The organism is Kitasatospora sp. NPDC101801 (assembly GCF_044766665.1).
Classification (GTDB): domain Bacteria; phylum Actinomycetota; class Actinomycetes; order Streptomycetales; family Streptomycetaceae; genus Kitasatospora.
In genome coordinates this window covers 1-21,597 of the sequence record NZ_JBIWML010000029.1, presented here as the reverse complement: position 1 = coordinate 21,597, position 21,597 = coordinate 1, and the positions used below count along the sequence as shown (strand labels likewise).

Below are 21,597 nucleotides of genomic sequence, written 5' to 3'. Positions count from 1 at the left end.
TCCTGGTGTGTCCAGACGAGGGTGGTCCTGACTAAACCGCTCTAGTGATCGGGGACTATGCCGGTGATCCGATCCGCCGTCAAGGGTGCGTGCACCGGCATGCCGTCCCAACTACACCCACGGACAAGGGACTACGGCGGCGTGACGACGGCTCTGGTGGGCCGGGCACCCTTGACGCCACCAGCTAAAGCAATTTAGCCTCCGGGGCGGCATGCCAACCCGAGCGCAATCCACCCTCTTCGCTTGGACCGGAGCATCGGATGAGACCACATCTCCCCCTCCTGCTGACCACGGCGCTCACCGCCACCGTGCTCGGCCTCGCCCCCGTCTCGGGCGCCGCAGCCTCCGACACCGCCGCCCCGCCCGGGGTCGCGGCCGCAGCCGGGGTCACGGCGGCCGGCACCCAGCCGTTCGCCTCCTACTGGTACCCGAACAGCATCCTGAACTGGGACCCGGCCACCGACCCGGACGCCAGGTTCAACCGCTCCCGGGTCCCGCTCCGCCCCCGGGTCTCCGACCCCGCCCTCAAGGCCAACGCCGACGCCCGGGCCGGCGAGGGGAAGATCGCCTCCCTGGTCTCCTTCGGCCCGACCTCGAACAACCCGTCCCAGGGGTCGGCCGACCCGAACTACTACGCCTTCGGCTACTGGCAGTACGTCGACAAGCTGGTGTTCTGGGGCGGTTCGGCCGGCGAGGGCCTGATCCTCGCCCCCAACCCGACCGTGATCGACGCCGCGCACCGCAACGGTGTGAAGGTCTACGGCACGGTGTTCTTCCCGCCCACCGCGTACGGCGGCCGGCTCCAATGGGTCCGCGACTTCGCCCAGAAGTCCGGCAGCAGCTACCCCGTCGCCGACAGACTCGCCCAGGCCGCCCAGTACTACGGCTTCGACGGCTGGTTCATCAACCAGGAGACCGACGGCGGCGACCCGGCCCTGGCCACCGAGCTGCGCAACGAGCTGCGCTACGCCCGCTCGCTCGGGCCGGTGGAGTTCATGTGGTACGACGCCATGACCGAGTCCGGGTCGGTGAGTTGGCAGAACGCGCTGACCTCGGCCAACGACGCCTTCCTGCAGGAGTCGGCCAAGCGCACCTCGGACTCGATGTTCGTCAACTTCGGCTGGACCGGCTCCGGCCTGAACTCCTCCCGCACACTGGCCCGTTCGCTCGGCCGCAGCGAGTACGAGCTGTACTCGGGCATCGACACCGAGGCGAACGGCTACAACACCTCGGTCTCCTGGGGCGCCCTCTTCCCGGCCGGCCAGCCGCACACCAGCTCGCTCGGCCTCTACCGGCCGGAGTGGACCTGGAAGTCCGCCACCGACCGGGCCGATTTCTACGCCAAGGACTCCCGCTACTGGGTCGGTGCCAACGCCGACCCGGGCAACACCTCCACCGGCTCGGCCTGGAAGGGCCTCTCCACCTACGTCGCCGAATCCTCCCCGATCACCGCCAAGCCGTTCGTCACCTCCTTCAACACCGGCCAGGGAGACTTCTACAACTCCGTTGGGGTACGCGTCGGTTCGACCGGCTGGAACAACCTCTCGCTCCAGGACGTGCCGCCGACCTACCGCTGGTCGGTCAGCTCCACAGGCAGCCGGCTGACCCCGTCCGTCGACTTCACCGACGCCTACGAGGGCGGCTCCTCGCTCCGGCTCACCGGCACCCTGGACGCCACGAACACCGTCCGGCTGTACCAGACCCAGCTGCCGGTGGCCGCCGACACCAAGCTCGCGCTGACCCTGAAGACCCCGACCGCCCGCGCCACCAACCTCCGGGCGGCGGTCGCCTTCACCGACGCCCCGACCAGCTTCAGCACCCTCGACCTGGGCTCGACCACCGGGTCCGGCTGGGAGACCAGGACGCTGGACCTGTCCGCCTACGCGGGCCGGACGATCGCCCAGATCGGCCTGCAGACCGTCGGCAGCACGCCTTCCTTCGACCTGAAGGTCGGCCAACTCCGGGTCTACGACGGCGCGGTGGACACCGCCGCGGCACCGACGGCGCTGACCGTACTGGGCAGCACGGACGTCTCGCCGACCCGCAGGTCCCTGCGGCTGAGCTGGGCGGCCTCCGCCACCGGCGCGGTGCACCACTACGAGGTGTACCGCCGCAACGCCGACGGCACCCGCACCTTCCTCGGCGCCACCCCGAACGACGCGTACTTCGTCCCGCAGCTGGACCGGGCCGGCACCGAGAGCGCCACCACGCTGGACGTCGAGGCGGTCTCCACCGAGCTCGGCCGCTCCACCGCCGCGAGCACGACGGTCGGCTGGTCCACCGTCACCGAGTCCGACCTCGCCCTGAACCGGCCGGCCACCGCCTCCGCCCAGTGCAACGCCAACGAGGGCGCCGCCAAGGCCGTCAACGGCAGCGTCTCGGGCGGCAACAGTGACAAGTGGTGTGCGCTGACCAGCGGCCCGGCCCTGGAGGTCGACCTCGGCTCGGTCCGCCCGCTCACCCGCTTCACCGTCAGGCACGCGGCGGCGGGCGGCGAGAGCGCCTCGTGGAACACCCGCGACTTCACCGTCCAGGTCCGCAACTCCACCACCGACGCCTGGACCACCGCCGCCACGGTCACCGGGAACACCGCCGCCACCACCAACCATCCGGTCGCCCTGAGCGCCCGTTACGTCCGCCTGGTGGTCACCAGGCCCACCCAGACCACCGATCCGGCCACCCGCATCTACGAGTTCGAGGCCTGGGGCCCCTGACCCCCACGCCCCGGTGCCCGCCCCCGCGCGGGCACCGGGGCGCACCCGCTCGTCCTCACTGTCGGATCCGTGCGGCATCCTGGTCCCATGAAGAGGCCCCGCGTGCACTGCCCGAGTTGTGGTCGCCCCGTGGCACTCGCGCCGCTGGCCGGCCGCGCCGGATACGGCGTCGTGCACGACCACAAGGTGCACAGCCGCGAACTGGTGCTCTGCCCGGGCAGCATGACCCAGCTGCCGCTGAGCGAGGCGCAGGTGTTCCAGGACCAGCTCGACCTGGAGGCGGCGCTGGCCGGGCAGCACGCGGCCGACCAGCCACCGCTGTTCACGTAGCGGTCCCTCCTCGGCACCCGGCTGCCGAGCTTGCAGGCCACGTCCGCCCGGGCGGTGGCGAGTTACGGCGCGGAGGGCTGCGGGTCGGACCATCGGGGGTCGTCGTCGGCCCGCCAGCTGTCGGCGGACGCGTAGCCTGCTGGGCCTCGGTGAAGGAGTCGGGGGATCCCGGCAGCCGGGTGGTCACGGGGCGAACGGTCCGCCGTGGGTCAGGCCGACGGTGCCGGCACCGGCTCGGGGAGCGGCTCCGCCGCACGGCGCGGGAGCAGCAGCGGGGTCGCCAGCAGGAGCAGGCCGGCCAGGCCGATGGCCGTCCGAAGGCCGAGCACCGCGCCCAGCACGCCCCACAGCGCCGTCAGCAGCGCGGTCGCGAGCTTGGTCGTCACCGCCCAGGCCGACAGCGTGCGGGTGACCCGGTCGGTCGCGGTGCGCTGGAGGCGGTAGGTGGCCTGGACGGGGTTGAAGACCGCACAGCAGAAGATCAGCCCGAGCTCGACGGCCATCACCAGCAGCAGGCCCCCGGTGCCCCGCCCCGGAAAGGCCAGGCCGAGCGGCCAGAACGCCCGCAGTGTCCCGAACACCACCAGGATCCGGTGCGGCCCGAACCGGCCGGCCAGCGGTCGGGCCAGCCGCGCACCGAGCAGCCCGCCGATCGCCGGCGCGGCGAAGACGAGCCCGTACTGCCAGGGCGCGAAGCCGAGCCGGCCGAGCAGCAGGACGGCCAGCAGCGGCTCGGCGGCCATCACCAGGCCGTTGAACAGCGCGGTGTTCAGGAACAGCGGCCGCAGGGTCGGGTCGGCGAGGATGTGGCGCCAGCCGTCGAGCAGGTCCCGGGCCCGCAGCCGGGCGGCGGGCGGCCGCTCGGGGCGCGGCTCGGGCCCGCCCGTCGCGCGGACGCCGAGGGCCGACAGCAGGTAGCTCGCCGCGTCGGCCGCCACCGTCGCCACCGGGCCGAGCAGCCCGATCATCGCGCCGCCCAGCGGCGGTCCGACGATCGTGGTGGTCCAGGCCGTCGACTCGAACCTGGCGTTGGCGGTGAGCAGGTCCCCGGCCGGCAGCAGGGTCTTCAGGTACGCGCCGGAGGCGGCCCGGAAGGTGATGTCGGCCGCCGCGACGACCACCGAGACCAGCAGGAGCTGAAGGAAGGTCAGCACGCCGAGCGCGAACGCGGCGGGGATCGTCAGCAGCGCCGCGCACCGCACCAGGTCCGTCGCGACCAGCACCGGCCGCTTGCTGCGGAACTCCACCCAGGGGCCGAGCGGCACCGCCACCACCGCACCCACCGCGGCCCCCACCGAGGAGAGCGCGGCGACCTCGGCCGGTCCGGCGTGCAGCACCAGCACGGCGATCAGCGGGAACGCGCCGAAGGCGAGCCAGGTACCGAGCGCGCTGGTCCCGTACGCGCCCCAGAACCACCCGAACCGCCACCCCAGCCGACCGCCGAGCAGGTGACCCAACCGGTGACCCTGCCCCATGCCGGACGCTCCCTCACCACTCACCCGCACCGTCGATCCGCGGTCGGGGACCATCAAAGCCAGCTCCGCTCCCCGGGGCAAACCGCCCTCACCCAGGGCTGCTCCCGGTGGTCCGGCTGGGATAGGGTCCGGAGATCAGCAAGCCGTCCGGAAGGGGGCCGGTCCGCGCCGTGTCCAGAGAACTCGCCAAGGCGTCCCGGGTACGGGTCAGTGAGCTCACCTCGAGTACCGACCTCTACCTCGGTGTGCACATCGCCGGGCCCGGGCTCACCTTCGACATCAGCTGCTTCGGGCTCGACGCCGAGGAACGGCTGAGCGACGACCGCTACTTCGTCTTCTTCAACCAGCCGAACAGCCCCGAGCAGTCGATCCGGCTGCTCGGTGCGCGGGAGGGCGACTCCGAGTCCTTCGCGGTGGCGCTGCCCCAGGTGCCGGAGAGCGTCCACAAGTTGGCGCTGACGGCCACCATCGACGGCGCCGGGCAGATGTCCCAGGTGGCCTCGGGCTACGTCCGGATCGTGGCCGACGGCGCGGAGGTCGGCCGGTACAGCTTCACCGGCCGGGAGTTCTCCACCGAGCGGGCCGTGATGCTCGCCGACGTCTACCGGCGGGGCGGCGAGTGGCGGTTCGCCGCCGTCGGGCAGGGCTTCGACGGGGGGCTGCAGGCGCTGCTGGAGAACTTCGGCGGCGAGGTCCTCGACGACCCCGAGCCGCCCCCGGCCGTAGCCGCACCCACCCCCGTTCCCGTTCCCGCGCAGGCCCCGGCGCCGGACGCCACCCTGGTCGCGGTGCCGGTCCCGGCCCCCGTCCCGCAGGACCGGGTCGCCGAGCCCGTCCCGGTCGGCGTCAAGGTCTCGCTGACCAAGTACACCGAGCTGCCGGAGAGCTCGGGTTGGGTGCAGCAGAACGACAACCTGGTGCGGGTCACCCTGACCAAGGGTCAGGACGTGCTCGCGCTCCAGGGCAGCATGGTCGCCTACCAGGGCAAGGCCGACTTCGCGTACGAGGCGTCCGGTGCCCTGAAGAAGCTGGTCGGCAACCTGACCGGCCAGCCGCTCAAGCTGATGCGGGTCTCCGGCGAGGGGCAGGTCTTCCTCGCCGACGAGGCCTGCGACCTGCACCTGGTCCGGCTGGAGGGCGACTCGCTCTGCGTCGGCTCGGACCGGCTGCTGGCCTTCGACGCGGGCCTGGAGTACGAGGTGCGCCGGATCGAGGGCGAGGGCCTGCCGAACGGGGGCTTCTTCACCCTCCAGCTCAGCGGGCACGGGATGGTGGTGGTGAAGACCAACGGCATCCCGGTGGTGCTGCCGGTCACCCCCGCGCCGGAGACCTTCGTCGACATCCAGGCCCTGGTGGCCTGGTCCCGGGGCGCGCAGGTGATCACCACCGCGCCGGTGCGGATCCGCCGCTCCGCGTACGTCGGGCACGCGGCCGAATCGCACAGTCTCCAGTTCCGCGGTGCGCCGGGGAACTTCGTCGTCGTCCAGCCGTTCGAGGTCTGAGGACCGAGGGGGAGTCATGCAGGCACAGTTCCTCGCGGGCAACGGGCTCGGCGGCCACCGGCCGGCCGACACCGCGACCCGGATGACCAACCACGGCAAGGCGATCTGCCGGGTCGCGGTGACCGCCACCACCGACGTGTACGCCAAGGCGGGCGCGATGGTGGCCTACGACGGCTTCCTCCAGTACGAGGCGGTGTCGCAGACCTTCCGCCGGGCGCTCGGTGAGTGGGCGTCGGGTGAGCGCAGCCCGCTGCTGCGCTGGTCCGGCGACGGTGCGCTCTACCTCGCCGACATGGGCGCGGACGTGCTCAACCTGCACCTGGACAACGAGAGCCTGTCGGTGAACGGCTCCCACCTGCTCGCCCTGGACGCCACCCTGCAGTGCACGGTGGAGAAGGTGAAGGGCGTGGCCGCGCTGGCCGGCACCGGCCTGTACAACGTCAAGGTCACCGGCACCGGCTGGGTCTCGGTCACCTCCCGCGGCGTCCCGGTGGTGCTCGACTGCGCCGAGGCCGACACCTACGTCGACCCGGACGCGCTGGTCGCCTGGACCACCGGTCTCGACGTGCGGGCCCGCCGGTCCATGAAGCTCGGTGCCCTGGTCGGCCGGGGCAGCGGTGAGGCCGTGCAGCTGGGTTTCCAGGGCGCGGGCTTCGTCGTCGTGCAGCCCAGCGAGGACACCGCCGACCGTCTCAAGATCCGCGGCTGAGAACCGAGTTCGAGGAGCCCTTCCGTGCAGAGCCCCCTCCTGGCGCACACCGCCGGCACCAGCACCGACCGTTTCGGTCTGCAGAACCCGCAGCTGCTGCGGGTGGTGCTGGACGGCACCTCCGAAGTGCTGGCGCGCAGCGGCGCGATGGTCGCGCACGTCGGCAGGATCGCCTACGCCGCCTGGACGCCGCCGTCCGGCAACCGGCGGAGCCGGCGGCGCGAGGCCGACGTGCTCGACCTGATGCACTGCTCGGGCACCGGCACCGCCTATCTCGCCAACCTGGCCCAGCACCTGCACGTGCTGGCGTTGAACGGCGAGAAGATGGTGATCACCAACACCTACGTGCTCGCGCTCGACGCCACGCTGAACTGGCACGCGGTGGCCGTCGAGAACGGCGACCGGATCGCCGGGGTCGGCTCGCGCGCCCTGGAGTTCTCCGGCACCGGCAGCCTGGTGCTGATGACCTCCGGCCGCCCGCTGGTGCTGCCGGTGGAGCCCGGCCAGTACGTCTACGGCGACGCGGACGCGGTGGTCGGCTGGTCCTCCGGGCTCGAGGTCCAGCTCCAGGCGCAGAGCAGCAACACCGAGGCCTGGCGCCGCCGGGGCACCGCGACCGAGGGCTGGGAGCTGTCCTTCACCGGCCAGGGGTACGTGATCGTCCAGCCCAACGAGCTGCTGCCGCCGCAGCGGGTGCCGCGCGGCTGAGCCGAGCCGGCCTGGCTCAGTGCCGGTGGTGGTTGTCGGGCTGTGCCGGGTCCCCCGGGTGTTCCAGGCCCGGCACCAGGGTCAGCCGTCCGGCCCGGGCTCCGTCGAGCCAGCGGACGAAGGCGATCCGCCGTGCGCAGTCCAGCAGTTCGGCGCTCCGGTCCGGTGCCGGCGGCGCGGGCCGACGCCCGGCCAGCGCCGCCGTCCAGGGGCCGACCGTGACCGTCCGGCCCGGCCCGGCGGCCCGGAGGGCCCGGACCAACCCGGCGGGCAGGGTGGCCGGGTCGGCTTCGAAGTCACCGTCCGGGCCGGTCAGTTGCCAGCACTCGGCCACCGGCCGCCCGAGCACCGGGCCGGGGCCGGGGTCGGGCGCGGTCACCGCCGCCGTGACCGCCCGGTACACCGCCCGGACGGCCGCACTGCCCTCGAACGCGGCGGCGGCGATCGACCCCAGCTCGACGGCCGCCCGCTGGTCCAGCCGCACCGGCGGCGCGGCGCCCGGGTCCAGGCCCCGGGCCGCCGCCTCGGCGGCGCACAGCTCCTCGGTCAGCACCACCTGCGCCACCCAGCGGGTGAGTTGACGGTCCTCGGCGCTGCCGGGGCTCGGCAGCGCGGTGGCCCGGGGCCCGGCCCGCAGGGCGGCCAGTCGCCGGTCCAGCTCGGTCCGCGGCAGCGGCCGGCCGTCCAACAGGCCGAGCAGGGCGCCCGGCTGACCGGCCGTCACGGCTCCACCACCAGCTCGACGGTCGGCGCGTACTGGCAGCGGCCGAACCACATCACCTTGGCGACCAGCCAGTACCGGCCCGGGTCGAGATCGGCCGGCGGCGCCAGTTCGAACAGCACCCGCTCACTCGCCCCCGCCGCCACCCGAAAGCCGCGCACCGGCGTCCGGACGGTCTCCCAGCTCCCCCACGGGGAGACGGCCTGGAGCTCGCCGTGGATCTCGCCCCTGGTCCGGTTGCCGAGCAGCAGCGGGAGCACGGCCCGGCCGCCGGGCTCGACCCTGATCGTGGTCGCCGCCGTCGCGACGGTGAGCCCGGTGGGCCGGCCGGTGTCGGCCTTGGTGCCCTGGGCCTGCGGCCAGTCCTCCGGGACCGGGCCCGGCACCGGGAGCAGCTCGGGCAGCGCGCCGAGCGCGACGGTGGCCACGTCCTCGACCTGCTGGCCGAGGTACCCGGTCCGGACCGCGACGAAGTACAGACCGGGCCCGGCCCCGGCGGGCGGGGCGAGCGTGACCGGGAACCGGAGGTGCCCGCCGGGCAGCAGCCGGTACGGTCGGCGGCGCAGGTCGACCTGCCAGCCGTCGGGCGGCAGGATCTCGGCGGTCCCCTCCACCTCGGCGTCCACCAGGTGCGAGGCGAGCACGGCGGACAGCTCGACCGGCGCGCCGTCGGTGCGCAGCAGGCCGGGGGCCAGGCCGACCGAGACCGGCAGGTAACCCATCGGCGCGGGGCCCCGGTTGTGCAGCCAGTAGCGGGCGTGCACGGGCTGGGCCGCCTCGGCGACCGGGCCGAGCGGCGCGCCGCCGGCGCGGGCCTCCACCGGACGGGCGGTCAGGGTGACGATCCCCGCGCCGTCCAGCGGGATCTGATCCCCCGTCGGTTCCAGCGGCCGTTCCAGCAGGTCGGCCCGGTGCAGGGCCGTGAGCCGGAGGGCACCGTCCAGCGTGGCCGTCCGGCCCAGGCCGGTGGACTCGACCAGCCGCAGGGTGACTCCGGCGGCCGGGTCGGTGGCGGCGGCCGAGCCGTGCGCGATCGGGTTGCCGGTCGGTTTGAGGGTGCTCAGCCGGACCTCGCGTTCGGGGCTGACCCGCAGCCAGGAGTGCCGGGCGGGCAGCGGGCCGTCCTGCGCGGGGGCGAGCCTGGTGAGCAGCGGGTGGTTGAACTCCTGCCCCTGCGAGGGCAGCGCGAGCGCCCGCCAGTCGCCGTCGCCGCTGACCAGGGCGTAGCTGAAGTCGTGGGTCCAGTGCTGGAGTTGGAAGGAGGAGCCGTCGGGGGCGGTGCGCCGGGGCGGGTCGATCCAGACGCCGGACGGCCAGCCGGTGCAGGACCGCAGCAGCGAGAGGTGCAGGGCGCCGCCCGGGTCCACCGCGAAGCCGGGCAGGCCGTAGGTGAGCAGGGCGGCGGTGTGGTCGGTGAGCCGCTCGCTCGCGGGCGGCTCACCCAGGCAGACGGCGCCGACGCGGGCGTCCGCCAGGTCCGCCGTCAGCGCCTCGGGGTCGGTGACCACCAGCGCGGGGAGGGTGCGCAGCCCGCGCAGGTCGGCGTCCGGCCCCCAGACCTCGCGCAGCGGGCGGTCGGCGGGGATCCAGACCCGGCCGTGCGCCTTCAGTACGGCCGCGTACTCCTCGCCCGCCTCGGCCAGCAACTGCCGGGTGGCGTCGTTGACTTCGGGACCGCCGAGCAGGACCCGGAAGTCCGGCAGGTTGGAGTCCACGTCGAGCCAGCCGTAGCGGGACCAGTCGGCGCTCGCGGTGGTCGCGGTGACGCCCACCCGGGCCAGTGCCACCACCAGCTCGCGGGCGTCGGCCGCCCGGTCGAGGTCGGGGACCACCACCTCGGCCACGCCGAGGGCCCGGTCACCGAGCGGGGTGCCGTCCGGGCCGGTCAGGGTGACCCGGGCGGTGGAGCCCAGGCCGAACCAGGTGTTGGCGGGGTTGTCGAGCGTCCAGGGCGCCTCGGCCACGTCCACGTCGGGCAGCGCGAAGCCCCGGCCGACCACGGCGTCCGCGACCTCGCTCACCGGCAGGGCGCCGGGCAGGTCCAGGGCGAACCGCAGACGCAGCAGGCGGTCGGCGGAGCCGTGGTCCAGCACCCTGGTCCGGCAGTCGATCCGGTCCTGGCCGTGCCACAGGGTGACGGTCTGCTCGTACCGGATGCCGTCCACCGTGCCGTGGCTGACCAGCCGTTCGCCGAGCGGGCCGGTCTCCCGGCGGGTCACCGCCGTGACCCCGCCCGAGCCGAGCACCGGGCCCTTGGGGAGCAGGTGCCAGGGGCCTTCGCCGAAGTCGGGGTGCTGCGGGTACTCCTGGTAGACCCGCAGCTCGTTGCCGAGCCGGCCGGGCCGCAGCAACTCCCGTCCGGAGCGGAGGTCCTGAATGCTGCTCAGCGCGCCGCCCCGGGCCGGGTCGGCGGTGACCCGGTAGCGCCCGTTGGCGGCGGTGACGCCGTCGGCGGCCGTCCAGAGCGCCTCGGGGGTGCCGGCCACCGCCCGCCAGCTGCGCCAACCGAGGGCGGGCACGGCGTCCGCGTGGAAGTACAGCGTGCCCCGGTCCACCGCGCAGGGCACCGGGGCGCCGGTGTCGTCGACGATCCGGACCGCCGCCGGGGCACCCCCGGGGAGCCGGACGGCGACCGGGCCCGAGCGCTCGAAGGAGAGCGTGTTGGTGACCAGCACGGCGGTGCCGGGGCCCCGGGTGTCGACGGTGCCGACCAGGGCGTCCAGGGCCCGGTCGCGGACCTCGGCGGCCAGGTCGTGCGCCTCCCGCCAGCCGCCGAGCAGGTCGAGGTAGACCTGGTCGGACTCGGAGCCGGTGATCGCGTCGTGGTGGGCGCCGTAGGCGAGTTGGCGCCAGACTTTGTCGAGCGCCGCCCCGGGGTAGCCGCCGAGCCCCTGCAGGGCGGCCAGGGTGGCGAGCTTCTCGGCGTCCAACGCCGCGACCTCGCCCGCCCGTTGGGCCTGCTTGGTGTCGATGTACGAGACGTCCTTGCCGGTGTAGACCGGGTTCATGTCGCGGGTCTGCGGGCTGGGCCGGCGGCCGGTGGCGGCGGACTCGGCCCGGACGGCGGTGAGGAAGTCGCGCGGGGTGCCGCAGACGAACCGGGGCCAGACGTACTTGGCGGCCCAGGAGCGGTGGATCTCGGTGACCCACTTGTTCGGCGGGGTGTAGTCGGTGCCGACCGGCAGCAGCAGGTTCCTGGTCGCGCCGACCGGCTTGAGCTTGCGGTACAGCTCGTACACCGCCTGCTCGGCGGCGGCCAGGTCGGGCGCGGAGTCCATCCACCAGCCGGCCGAGTAGTGGTGCGGCATGAAGTGGGTCAGCACGCCCCGGCCCGAGGGCGCGATCCACTCGAACTCGCTCGGGAACTGCATCACGGTGGCGTCGTCCTTGCCCGCCCGGAAGTTCTTCTGGATCGGGCCCCACTGGTGGAACGGCCCCCGGGCCCAGGCGCTGCCGGTCAGCCCGGCGTCGGCCAGGTGGCCGGGGAACTGCGGGTCGTGGCCGAACACGTCCAGCTGCCAGGCGGTTCGCGGGTCGCCGCCGAGGATGTCGCGCTGGTACCCGATACCGTGGACGATGTTGCGGATGGTGGTCTCGGCGCCGGTCAGGTTGGTGTTCGGCTCGTTGTAGGTGCCGCCGACCAGCTCGACCTGCCCGCGCTCCAGCAGCGCCCGCAACTGGGCCCGCCGCTCCGGGTGCTGGTCGAAGTAGGGCTTGAGGTAGTCGACCTCGGCCAGCACGAACCGGTACACCGGGTCGCGCAGCGCCAGCTCCAGGTGGGCGTCCACCAGGGCGAAGCCGTTCCGCTCCCAGAGCGGCCGGGTGGTGGCGTCGCCGGAGAGCAGTTCCCAGGGCGAGGTGTAGGCGGCCTGGGTGTTCCACCAGACCGGGTCGTAGTGGAAGTGCGAGACCAGGTACATCGTCCAGCCGGGCTCGGCGACCAGCAGCTCGGCCGCCACCTCGGCCCGGCCCGCGCGGACGGTGACCGGGCGGCGCTCGCCGGGGACGGGGTCGGTGACCCGGAGCGGGACCTCGACGGTGCCGGTGCCAGCCGCCTCGCCCCGGACTCCCGGGCCGCTGACGGTGATCGCGGTCGGCGGCCCGGCCAGGGTGACCCGCAGGACCTGCCGGGGTTCGGCCTCGCTGCCGGTGAACAGGTCGGTGCTCTCGACGGCGGTGACGGTGACCGGCACGGGGTTCCCTCCTGCGGATCTTGCCGGGGGCGACTGCGGTGCTGGGTACGGCCGACGGACTCGGGCTCGGGCCCGGTGGCCGGGCATCGGCACGGCGAACCTAAACCGATTTAGTTAGGGTGTCAAGAGACCGTTCGGGTGACCGCTCCCGCGCTCCATCTGACGTGCTCTCAGCAAGTGTTCTGACCAGCGGGATCGGTAAACCGGTCGATCGGGCGTGCACTATGCTCCGACCAGGTTTTCGACGGGTCGTAGGAGAGGGGGGCGCCCCATGGCAAGACCGACCATCGCGGACATCGCCCGGCAGGCCGGGGTGTCCAAGGGCGCCGTCTCGTTCGCCCTCAACGGGCGGCCCGGGGTCAGCGAGGAGACCCGCCGGCGGATCCTGCGGATCGCCGAGGAGATGAACTGGCGTCCGCACAGCGCCGCCCGCGCGCTCGGCGGCGCCAAGGCCGGGGCGGTCGGCCTGGTGCTGGCCCGCCCGGCCCGCACCATCGGCGTCGAACCGTTCTTCGCCCAACTGCTCTCCGGTCTCCAGGCGGGACTGTCCGCCAGCTCCACCGCCCTCCAGCTGATGGTGGTCGAGGACACCGCCGCCGAGATCGAGGTCTACCGGCGCTGGTCCTCCGAACACCGGGTGGACGGCTTCGTGGTGGTCGACCTCCAGGTCCGCGACCCCCGGGTCCCGGTGCTGGAGCAGCTCGGTGTGCCCGCGCTGGTGCTCGGCGGCCCCGGCCGGCACGGCACCCTGCCGAGCGTCTGGGCCGACGACCGGGAGGCGATGGTCTCCACCGTCGACTACCTGGCCGCGCTCGGCCACCGGCGGATCGCCCACCTGGCCGGCCTGCCCGCCTTCCAGCACACCCAGCGCCGGATCCGCGCCCTGCGCGACAGCGCGAAGCGACTCGGCCTGACCGAGGCCCTCTCGGTGCCCACCGACTTCAGCGACGCCGAGGGCGCGGCGGCCACCCGGGCACTGCTCACCCGCAGCCGCCGGCCCACCGCGATCATCTACGACAGCGACGTGATGGCGGTGGCCGGGCTCGGCGTCGCGACCGAGATGGGGGTGGCGGTGCCCGGTGAGCTGTCGATCGTCTCCTTCGACGACTCGACCCTCACCCGGATCGTCCACCCGCCGCTCACCGCGCTGTCCCGGGACACCTTCGCCCTCGGCGAGCAGGTCGCCCGGACCATGCTGGCGGCCATCGCCGACCCCGGCGCGGTGCACGACCTGAAGAACCCCACCCCCCGGCTGACCGTCCGGGAGAGCACCGCCGCGCCGCGCCCGGAGTGACGGCGGCGACCGGACCGGGCCTGCTGCCGGCGCGGTAGCCGGCCGGGGCACGTACTGCAGCGGCAGTACGCCCAACTGTCTGCCGGCGGAGGACGACGTGAGCCGCTCCAGCACGAAGGATTGAGGCATCCTGCGGCACCCCCGCCGCCCACTGCCGATCCAGACTGGAGCGCCCTTCTCCGTGGCCACCTTTCTCTACCGGCTCGGCCGGTTCTCGTTCCGGCGGCGACGGTTCGTCGTCCTGCTCTGGGTGGCGCTGCTGGCCGCCTTCGCGTTCGCCGCGGCCAAGGCCCCCGCCGCCGAGGACGACGGCTTCGCGATGCCGGGCACCCAGTCGCAGCAGGCTTTCGACCTGCTCAACGAGCGCTTCCCCGGGGCCAGTTCGGACGGCGCCGACGCCAGGATCGTGTTCGTCGCCCCCCAGGGCCAGCAGATCACCGCGACCGCCAACAAGGCCGCGGTCGAGCAGGTGGTCGGCCGGCTGACCGGCAGCGCGCAGGTCAAGAGCGTGCTCGACCCGTTCGTCACGCACGCCGTCAGCAAGGACGGCAGCACCGCCTACGCCACCGTCTCCTACGACGCGAAGAGCACCGAACTCGCCGGGAGCACCACCGACACCCTCAAGGACGCCGTCAGGAGCGGCCAGGACGCGGGCCTGACCGTCGAGCTCGGCGGCACGGCGCTGCAGGCCGGGCCCGAGGCGGGCGGCGTCACCGAACTGGTCGGCATCGCCGCCGCCGCGGTCGTGCTGCTGATCACCTTCGGCTCGCTGGCGGCCGCCGGGCTGCCGCTGCTCACCGCGCTGATCGGCATCGGCGTCGGCGTCACCGCGATCGTCGCGATCGGCATGTCCAGCACCACCACCACGCTGGCGCTGATGCTCGGCCTCGCGGTCGGCATCGACTACGCGCTCTTCATCGTCTCCCGCTACCGGACCGAACGGGCCGACGGCCACCAACCGGAGGAGGCGGTCGGCCGGGCCGTCGGTACGGCCGGCTCGGCGGTGGTCTTCGCCGGCCTGACCGTCTTCATCGCGCTGGCCGGGCTCTCGGTGGTCGGCATCCCGGCCCTGACCAGCATGGGCATGGCGGCAGCGGGCACCGTCCTGGTCGCCGTGGTGATCGCGCTGACCCTGCTGCCCGCACTGCTCGGCTTCTTCCGGAAGGCCGTCCTGCCCCGGGCCGCCCGCCGCTCCACGGCCCCCCGGGCCGGCACCCCCGCCACCACCACCGCCAAGCCGAACGGCGGCACCCGCTGGGCCCGGTTCGTGACGCGCCGTCCGGTCGCGGTCCTGGTGTTCGGCGTGCTCGGGCTCGGCGTGCTCGCCGTACCGGCGCTCTCGCTCGACCTCGGGATGCCGGGCGCCGAGTCGCAGCCCACCTCCTCCACCCAGCGCCGGGCCTACGACGCCCTGGCAGACGGCTTCGGCCCCGGCTTCAACGGGCCGCTCACCGTGGTGGTGGACGCCAAGGGCGCCGCCGACCCGAAGGGCGCCGTCGCCGAGGCGGCCCGGCAGCTGGCCGCCACCGAGGGCGTGGTGTCCGTCTCACCGGCCGCCTTCAACCCCGCCGGGGACACCGCGCTGCTCACCGCCGTGCCCGCCACCGGCCCGAGCACCACCGACACCAAGGACCTGGTGCACACCATCCGGGGCGAGGCCGCCGGGCTGCGCGCCGACACCGGCGCGACCGTCCTGGTCACCGGCACCACCGCGGTGAACATCGACATCTCGCAGAAGGTCTCCGACGCGCTGCTGCCCTACCTGGCGCTGGTGGTCGGCCTGGCCGTGCTGCTGCTGATGGTGGTGTTCCGCTCGGTGCTGGTCCCGCTCAAGGCGGCGCTCGGCTTCCTGCTCTCGGTCGCGGCGGCCTTCGGCGTGATCGTCGCGGTCTTCCAGTGGGGCTGGCTGGCCGGCCTGCTGGGGGTCGAGCAGACCGGGCCGGTGATGAGCATGATGCCGATCTTCCTGATCGGCGTGGTGTTCGGCCTGGCGATGGACTACGAGGTCTTCCTGGTGACCCGGATGCGCGAGGCGTACGTGCACGGCGAGCGGCCCACCCAGGCGATCGTCACCGGCTTCCGGCACAGCGCCCGGGTGGTGGTGGCCGCCGCCGTCATCATGATCGCGGTGTTCTCCGGCTTCATCGGGATGAGCGAGTCGATGATCAAGATGATGGGGCTCGGCCTGGCCTCGGCCGTCTTCCTGGACGCCTTCGTGGTCCGGATGACCATCGTCCCGGCGGTGCTCGCACTGCTCGGCGGCCGGGCCTGGTGGCTGCCGAAGTGGCTGGACCGGGTCATTCCCCGGGTGGACGTGGAGGGCGAGTCGCTGAGCGGCGCCGCACCCGCGCCGACCCCGGCGCCCGTCCCGGCCGAACGTCCGGCCGTCCACGTCTGACGGCCCGTGGGAGGCCGCCGCCGAACCCGGCGGCGGCCTCCCGATGTCGCTGTCCGACCCGGGACCCCGGGTCGGCGATCATGGACGCAACCGACCGGGAGGGAGACCGCATGATCATCGCCTGGCGCCCGTGGCTCCGCCGGCACCCCCGCACCGTCGACGTGACGCTGGCCGTGGTGCTCTGGGGCCTGGCCCTGCTGGCCAGCAGCATGGCGGTCGCCGAGCCCCGGATCGTCCGGGCCCCGTCGCCCGCCGTCGCCCTGATCGCCGCCGCCGCCTCGGTCACCCTGCTCTGGCACCGCACCCACCCGCACGCCGTGGTGGCGGCGACCACCGCCTGCGGTGGCGCGATCAGCGTGCTCGCCGACCCGATCGGCTTCCAGCCCTCGCCGTTCACCTCCGGCGCCGCACTGGCCGCCCTCTACTCGATGGCGATGCGGACCGACCGCCGGACGGCCATGCTGTACACCGTCGCGGTGGCCGGCCTCCTGTTCGCCGCCTCCGTGCTCCCCGGCTCCGGCTCGATCCTGACCGCCAACCGGATCGGGCTGGTCGCCTGGATCCTGCTCTCCGGCGCCATCGCCGACTCGGTCCGCAGCCGGCGCGACTACGTGGCCGCCGTCGAGGCCCGGGCCGAACTCGCCGAGCGCACCCGGGAGGACGAGGCCCAGCGCCGGGTCGGCGAGGAGCGGATGCGGATCGCCCGCGAGCTGCACGACATCGTCGCGCACCACATCGCGCTGGCCCACGCCCAGGCGGCCACCGCCGCCTACCTGCTGCGCAGCAAGCCCGAACAGGCCCAGCAGATGCTGGACGGCCTGGCCGGCACCACCTCAGCCGCGCTGCGCGAGCTCAAGGCCACGGTCGGCCTGCTGCGGCGCTCGGACGACCCCGAGGCCCCCTTGGAGCCCGCTCCCGGGCTGGCCCAACTCCCGGATCTGCTGGCCGCGTTCGAGGGTGCCGGGCTGACCGTGGCGGTGCACAGGTCGGGCGAGCAGCGCCCGCTCTCCCCCGGCGTGGACCTGACGGCCTATCGGATCGTCCAGGAGGCGCTGACCAACGTGACCAAGCACGCGGGCACCTCGACCGCCTCGGTCCGGCTGGCCTACACCCGGCGGCTGCTGACCGTGACCGTCGCCGACGACGGCCGCCCGGCCGCGCCGGCCGGCACCCCGGGTTACGGTCTGATCGGCATGCGGGAGCGGGCCCAGTCGGTCGGCGGCCGCCTGCTGGCCGGCCGCAGCTCGGACGGCGGCTTCGAGGTCACCACCGAACTGCCACTGGAGACCGGCGAGTCCGAGCCCGGCCCGGGCGACGGGGAGCACGAGGAGAGGACCGCACGGTGACCATCCGGGTACTGCTGGCCGACGACCAGGCCCTGCTGGCCGGGACCTTCCGGCTGCTGATCGAGTCCTGCGCCGACATGGCGGTGGTCGGCGTCGCGGGCGACGGCCGGGCGGCGGTCGAACTGGCCCGGGAGACCCGTCCCGACGTGGTGGTGATGGACATCCGGATGCCGGTGCTGGACGGCCTGGCCGCCACCGAGGAGATCTGCCGCGACCCGGCCCTCACCGGCACCCGGGTGCTGATCCTGACCACCTTCGAGATCGACGCGTACGTGGCCCGGGCCCTGCGCGCGGGCGCCAGCGGCTTCCTCGGCAAGGACGTCGGCCCCGAGGAACTCCTCGGCGCCATCCGCACGGTGGCCGCCGGGGACACCCTGCTCTCCCCCACCGCCACCCGGGCCCTGATCGACCGCTTCCTGGCCCACCCCGAGACCGACCCCGCCACCCCGCCGCCCGCCCTCGACGTACTCACCGCCCGTGAGCGCGAGGTGATGACCCAGGTGGCCGAGGGCCTGTCGAACGACGAGATCGCCGAGCGGATGTACGTCAGCCCGCTGACCGTCCGCACCCACGTGCAACGCACCATGACCAAGCTCGGCGCCCGCCACCGCGCCCAACTGGTCGCCATCGCCTACCGGTCCGGCCTGGTCCGGGTGGACCCGCCGGCCGACCCCGGCCGGTGATCGGACGGCCGCGTCCGATCACCGGCCCGGGCACTCAGCTCCGGGGCGCCGCGAAGGGGCGGACCCGCACCGCGTCGCAGCCGAAGAACCGGTAGGTCCGCCCGCTCGCCCGATCGGTGTAGGAACCCTTCACGCAGGCCTCGGTGTCCCCCGGCCGCAGACCCGAGCGCTCGACGTCGAAGTGCAGCAGCAGGTCGGTGTCGTCGTCCCGGAACGCCTCGAAGACGTTCTCGGTCCGCTCGGCCACGTTCGCGAAGTGCCCCTCGCGGTGCCACTCGGTGCTGCCGCCCGACCCGCTGTAGACCAGGTCGCGGGGGCCGAAACGGGCGGTGAGCGGCTGGACGGCGGTGGCGTCGAACGCCAGCGGGAGCCCGTACTCCCCCGCCCTGGTGGTGAGGATCGCGGTGACGGTGATGCCGTGCGGCACCAGGATCGGGTTCACCGCGCGCTCGGGTTCGATCACGACGGCCACCGGGACGACACAGTCCAGGGTGAACTCCGTCGAACGCCCGTTGTTGTCCGCGCCCGGGTCGGTGTCGTCGGGCCGGGCCGGCGCGACGGCGCCGGTGAACCGGTAGGTGTGCGCACCGGGTTGGGCGCAGCCGACGGTGAAGGTGTGGTCGGTGGTCTGCGGGCTGCCGACCGCCAGGGCGGGGGCGGTCGTGGTGACCGTCCCCGGGGTGACCGAGCCGCCCGCGTCCGAGGACGCCTCGGTGCGCACCGAGGCGTCCATCGGGCTCGAAGGACCGAGGTTGGCCACCGTGGCGCGCAGCGTCACGTCGATCGCCTGGCCGATCACGATCTGGGTGGGCGGCTGCCGGACGGCGAGGTCGGTCAGGGCGAGGTCCGCGACCGCGACCACCTTGGTGTCGGTGCTGGCGGTGTTGTCGGCGGTGCGGACGTCAGGACCGGCCAGGTTGGCGACGGTCGAGCTCGCGGTGAGGGTCTTCGGGCCGCCGTTGCGGTGCACCAGGTCGGCCGGGACGTCGGCCGTGATGGTGTACTGCCTGGTCGCCCCGAGCCCCACCTCGGACAGGTTGCAGGTGACGGTGGACCCGGCGGTGGTGCAGGGCACGCCGGCGACGGCGTTGGTGACCTCGGCCGGGAGCGTGGTGGTGACCTGGGTCGAGGTGGACGGGTTGGGACCGTGGTTGGACACGGTGACGGTCCAGGTCAGGCTCCGGCCCGCGACCACCGGGTCGGGCGCGTCGGTGAGCGTGACGGACAGGTCGGTGGTGTTGTACGCGGCCCGGATGCGGGCCGCCTGCTCCTTGGTCGGCAGGGTCGGGGACTCGGTCTCCGGCGCCGCGCTGCCCGGCTTCGGGAAGCGGTTCGGCAGGTGGGTCTGCACGAGCTTCCAGTCGTCGAACCCGTGCAGGGAGCTGTCCTTGGTGGTGTTCTTGCAGTCGTCCGGGCCCGCGGCGTCGATGTTGACGGACATCGTGGTGGCGCCGTCGTCGCCGTAGCCGGTGGGGTTGTCGCCGTTCCAGTCCGGGAACTGGTCCAGCGGGGTTCGGCGCTTGACCCCCGCGTCGTCCATGAAGACGAAGTTGTTGACGCCGTCGGTCAGGTCGAGGGCGCGGTTCTCGTGGAGGTCGTTCTCCGTCAGGAGGTCCAGCGGGGCCCGGCCGCGTCGGGAGCCGTCCAGGGCGATCCGCGCGGGCGAGAAGTCGACGATCACCCCACCGCCGGTGCGCGGGATGCCCGACTGGACGTCGTAGTTCATCACGCTGACGTAGTTGGGCTTGCAGTTGTGCGTCTCGTCACCGCCGTGGGCGAGGCCGAGGTTGTGGCCGAGTTCGTGCATCAGTGTGCCGGCGTCGTCGCGGTAGAGCACGATGTTCGTCCCGCCGCCCTGCCCGCCGATACCGCAGTCCACGTCCGGCCCGGTCCCGTCGGAGTCGACGTGACTCGTCGTGTAGACCACGTAGTTGAACGCGCGCTGCCGGAGAGCGGCGTGCCGGTCCTGCCGGGTCTGCAGGAAGGTGGCGTCGAGGCCGCAGTTGTCCAGGGCCGGGACGGCGGTGCCGCCGCCGAGGTTCTCGCCCGCCAGGCAGTCCGGGTCGACGGCGTCGACCAGGCCGTCCCCGTCGTCGTCGAGGCCGTTGTCGCAGGTGGCCCGGAAGTCCTCCACCCCGAGGTCGCGGTCGGCGCAGTTCGGGTCCGCGCCGTCGATGCCGTCGAAGCCGTCGTTGTCGACGCCGTCGTTGCAGGTGCCCTTCGGCGGCCCCTCCATCGCGCCCCGGTCGTACCGGCCGCCGGAGTCGACGTGCAGTCTGATGCCGTTGCCGCCCTTCGGGTTGGGCAGTGGCGCGAGCTCGAAGGCGCGCTTCACCGACTCCAGCGACTCGTGGGTCGGTGCCGTGCCGGGGGTGTAGTCGAGTTCGACGAACAGGTCCTTGTGCAGCGGGTCGGCGCCGAACGCCGGGAGGTCGACTGCGACGGAGTTGTCGGGGTTGCGGATGCCGTAGCCCTCGTCCCGGTCGGCGATGCCGTCCTGGTCGGCGTCGCTGTGCTCGCTGCTGGTGATCGTCAGGCCGAGCTCGGCCCGCTTGCCGTCGCCGTCCTCCGGGAAGTTGGGGTCGCCGTCGCCCACCGCACAGGTCTGGCCCGATGGTCTGCCGTCGCGGTCGGTGCACGGCGCGTCCAGGCCGGGACCGTGTCCGATGGTGTCGCCGAACCAGGTGTCGGTGAGCACGTTGTAGGTGAGGTCGAGTTCGACGTCCTGGTTGACGGGGCTGATGTCCATCCGGTCGTCGCCGAAGCCGAGGCCGCCGTCCTCGTCCTTGATGCCGACGGTGAGGCTGAGCGAGGTCTGGCCGACCGGGAGGTCGACGTGCCGGCTGAACACCCAGTGCTCGCGGACGCTGCTCGGGTGGAAGGCGTCGTCGGAGACGATCGCCCCCTTCTGCACGGGGCCGTCGCCGATGACGACCTCCGGGTAGAACTCGCCCTCCTCGTCGATCCCGCCGTCCGGCACCTCGAACCGTTCGAACCAGTCCATGCTGACCGTGACGGTGAGACCCAGCGGAACGGGGGGCGCCGCCGTGGCAGGGGGCGGGGTGAGCAGCAGGCCGGTCAGCAGACCGGAGATCAGGCCGGCCGTGGTCACTCCGGCCAGATGTCGTCGCGCTCTGTTCAGCATGCCGCTTCCTCCTCCTGAACCCGGTTCGGTGACGGAGCGTGACACGCGGGAACGGGCACCCCCGCGCGGGACACGGTCTGCACTCGAACGAGTCCCGAGGATGCCCCGTCCGGCCCAGTGGACCTAGGGCCTGTGGTCAGACTCCCGCCTGCCCCACGACGCCTGGCACGCACTCTCGCCGCGCCGGACGGAAGCCCAGGTACCACCCAGCCCGGCACGCCGAGAGCACGCACCGGACGCCGCAGGCCCGCCCTCCGGGCGACGCGGGAGTTCGACGACAGCCCCTAGGGTGCGTATTCGGTTGTGATCATTCTGGGAAGTTGTCCTCGCGGTACGGCCTGATCCGGTAGACCGTGTTCCATGACACGTGTGCAACTTT

General features: G+C 73.5%; 13 protein-coding genes. 9 read left to right on the top strand and 4 right to left on the bottom strand.

The window, feature by feature from the left end; genetic code table 11:
- Window positions 1-260 precede the first annotated feature (260 nt).
- Together ACIRPK_RS26150 and ACIRPK_RS26145 are read left to right on the top strand one after the other, a co-directional pair.
- Complete coding sequence (locus ACIRPK_RS26150; RefSeq protein WP_403042349.1) at window positions 261-2,714, top strand: discoidin domain-containing protein; 2,454 nt, start codon at window positions 261-263, stop codon at window positions 2,712-2,714.
- A gap of 129 nt (window positions 2,715-2,843) precedes the next feature.
- The gene (locus tag ACIRPK_RS26145; protein ID WP_403042346.1) at window positions 2,844-3,044 is read left to right on the top strand and encodes a hypothetical protein; all 201 of its coding nucleotides are present in this window, start codon (window positions 2,844-2,846) and stop codon (window positions 3,042-3,044) included.
- Between the two features lie 209 nt (window positions 3,045-3,253).
- Here the strand turns inward: ACIRPK_RS26145 and ACIRPK_RS26140 are convergent, their stop codons facing one another.
- Window positions 3,254-4,519 carry an MFS transporter gene (locus ACIRPK_RS26140; RefSeq protein WP_403042344.1) on the bottom strand — a complete coding sequence of 422 codons (1,266 nt, stop codon included), beginning with the start codon at window positions 4,517-4,519 and terminating at the stop codon, window positions 3,254-3,256.
- Between the two features lie 170 nt (window positions 4,520-4,689).
- Between ACIRPK_RS26140 and ACIRPK_RS26135 the strand changes: the two genes are divergently transcribed.
- From ACIRPK_RS26135 to ACIRPK_RS26125, 3 genes are read left to right on the top strand one after another with little or no spacing between them, the layout of a single operon-like run.
- Entirely contained in the window at window positions 4,690-6,021 is a 1,332-nt protein-coding gene (locus ACIRPK_RS26135) for a TerD family protein (RefSeq protein ID WP_403042342.1), read from the top strand.
- Window positions 6,022-6,037: 16 nt separating this feature from the next.
- Window positions 6,038-6,730 carry an AIM24 family protein gene (locus ACIRPK_RS26130; protein ID WP_403042339.1) on the top strand — a complete coding sequence of 231 codons (693 nt, stop codon included), beginning with the start codon at window positions 6,038-6,040 and terminating at the stop codon, window positions 6,728-6,730.
- Between the two features lie 24 nt (window positions 6,731-6,754).
- Window positions 6,755-7,438 carry an AIM24 family protein gene (locus tag ACIRPK_RS26125; RefSeq protein WP_403042337.1) on the top strand — a complete coding sequence of 228 codons (684 nt, stop codon included), beginning with the start codon at window positions 6,755-6,757 and terminating at the stop codon, window positions 7,436-7,438.
- Window positions 7,439-7,454: 16 nt separating this feature from the next.
- Here ACIRPK_RS26125 and ACIRPK_RS26120 read toward each other — a convergent pair whose 3' ends face one another.
- Both ACIRPK_RS26120 and ACIRPK_RS26115 read right to left on the bottom strand, forming a co-directional pair.
- The gene (locus tag ACIRPK_RS26120; protein WP_403042335.1) at window positions 7,455-8,162 is read right to left on the bottom strand and encodes a hypothetical protein; all 708 of its coding nucleotides are present in this window, start codon (window positions 8,160-8,162) and stop codon (window positions 7,455-7,457) included.
- Complete coding sequence (locus tag ACIRPK_RS26115) at window positions 8,159-12,352, bottom strand: NEW3 domain-containing protein (RefSeq protein ID WP_403042332.1); 4,194 nt, start codon at window positions 12,350-12,352, stop codon at window positions 8,159-8,161. Before ACIRPK_RS26115 ends, ACIRPK_RS26120 begins: the two co-directional genes overlap by 4 nt.
- A 271-nt stretch (window positions 12,353-12,623) precedes the next feature.
- Between ACIRPK_RS26115 and ACIRPK_RS26110 the strand changes: the two genes are divergently transcribed.
- The 4 genes from ACIRPK_RS26110 to ACIRPK_RS26095 all read left to right on the top strand — a co-directional run bounded on the left by ACIRPK_RS26110 (window position 12,624) and on the right by ACIRPK_RS26095 (window position 18,073).
- Complete coding sequence (locus ACIRPK_RS26110) at window positions 12,624-13,646, top strand: LacI family DNA-binding transcriptional regulator (RefSeq protein ID WP_403042329.1); 1,023 nt, start codon at window positions 12,624-12,626, stop codon at window positions 13,644-13,646.
- A 181-nt stretch (window positions 13,647-13,827) separates the two neighbouring features.
- Window positions 13,828-16,044, top strand: coding sequence for an MMPL family transporter (locus ACIRPK_RS26105; protein WP_403042327.1), 2,217 nt, complete (start codon window positions 13,828-13,830; stop codon window positions 16,042-16,044).
- 110 nt (window positions 16,045-16,154) lie between these two features.
- Entirely contained in the window at window positions 16,155-17,390 is a 1,236-nt protein-coding gene (locus ACIRPK_RS26100) for a sensor histidine kinase (RefSeq protein ID WP_403042325.1), read from the top strand.
- Window positions 17,387-18,073, top strand: a complete 687-nt coding sequence (locus tag ACIRPK_RS26095) for a response regulator (protein ID WP_403042322.1) — start codon at window positions 17,387-17,389, stop codon at window positions 18,071-18,073. The genes ACIRPK_RS26100 and ACIRPK_RS26095 overlap by 4 nt, the downstream gene beginning before the upstream one ends.
- Window positions 18,074-18,107: 34 nt before the next feature.
- Here the strand turns inward: ACIRPK_RS26095 and ACIRPK_RS26090 are convergent, their stop codons facing one another.
- Window positions 18,108-21,218 carry a CARDB domain-containing protein gene (locus tag ACIRPK_RS26090; protein ID WP_403042321.1) on the bottom strand — a complete coding sequence of 1,037 codons (3,111 nt, stop codon included), beginning with the start codon at window positions 21,216-21,218 and terminating at the stop codon, window positions 18,108-18,110.
- Window positions 21,219-21,597 lie beyond the last annotated feature (379 nt).

Coding starts and splice junctions, on each gene's coding strand:
- ACIRPK_RS26150 (WP_403042349.1), top strand. CDS start 261: ATGAGACCACATCTCCCCCTCCTGCTGACCACGGCGCTCACCGCCACC.
- ACIRPK_RS26140 (WP_403042344.1), bottom strand. CDS start 4,519: ATGGGGCAGGGTCACCGGTTGGGTCACCTGCTCGGCGGTCGGCTGGGG.
- ACIRPK_RS26130 (WP_403042339.1), top strand. CDS start 6,038: ATGCAGGCACAGTTCCTCGCGGGCAACGGGCTCGGCGGCCACCGGCCG.
- ACIRPK_RS26110 (WP_403042329.1), top strand. CDS start 12,624: ATGGCAAGACCGACCATCGCGGACATCGCCCGGCAGGCCGGGGTGTCC.
- ACIRPK_RS26100 (WP_403042325.1), top strand. CDS start 16,155: ATGATCATCGCCTGGCGCCCGTGGCTCCGCCGGCACCCCCGCACCGTC.
- ACIRPK_RS26090 (WP_403042321.1), bottom strand. CDS start 21,218: ATGCTGAACAGAGCGCGACGACATCTGGCCGGAGTGACCACGGCCGGC.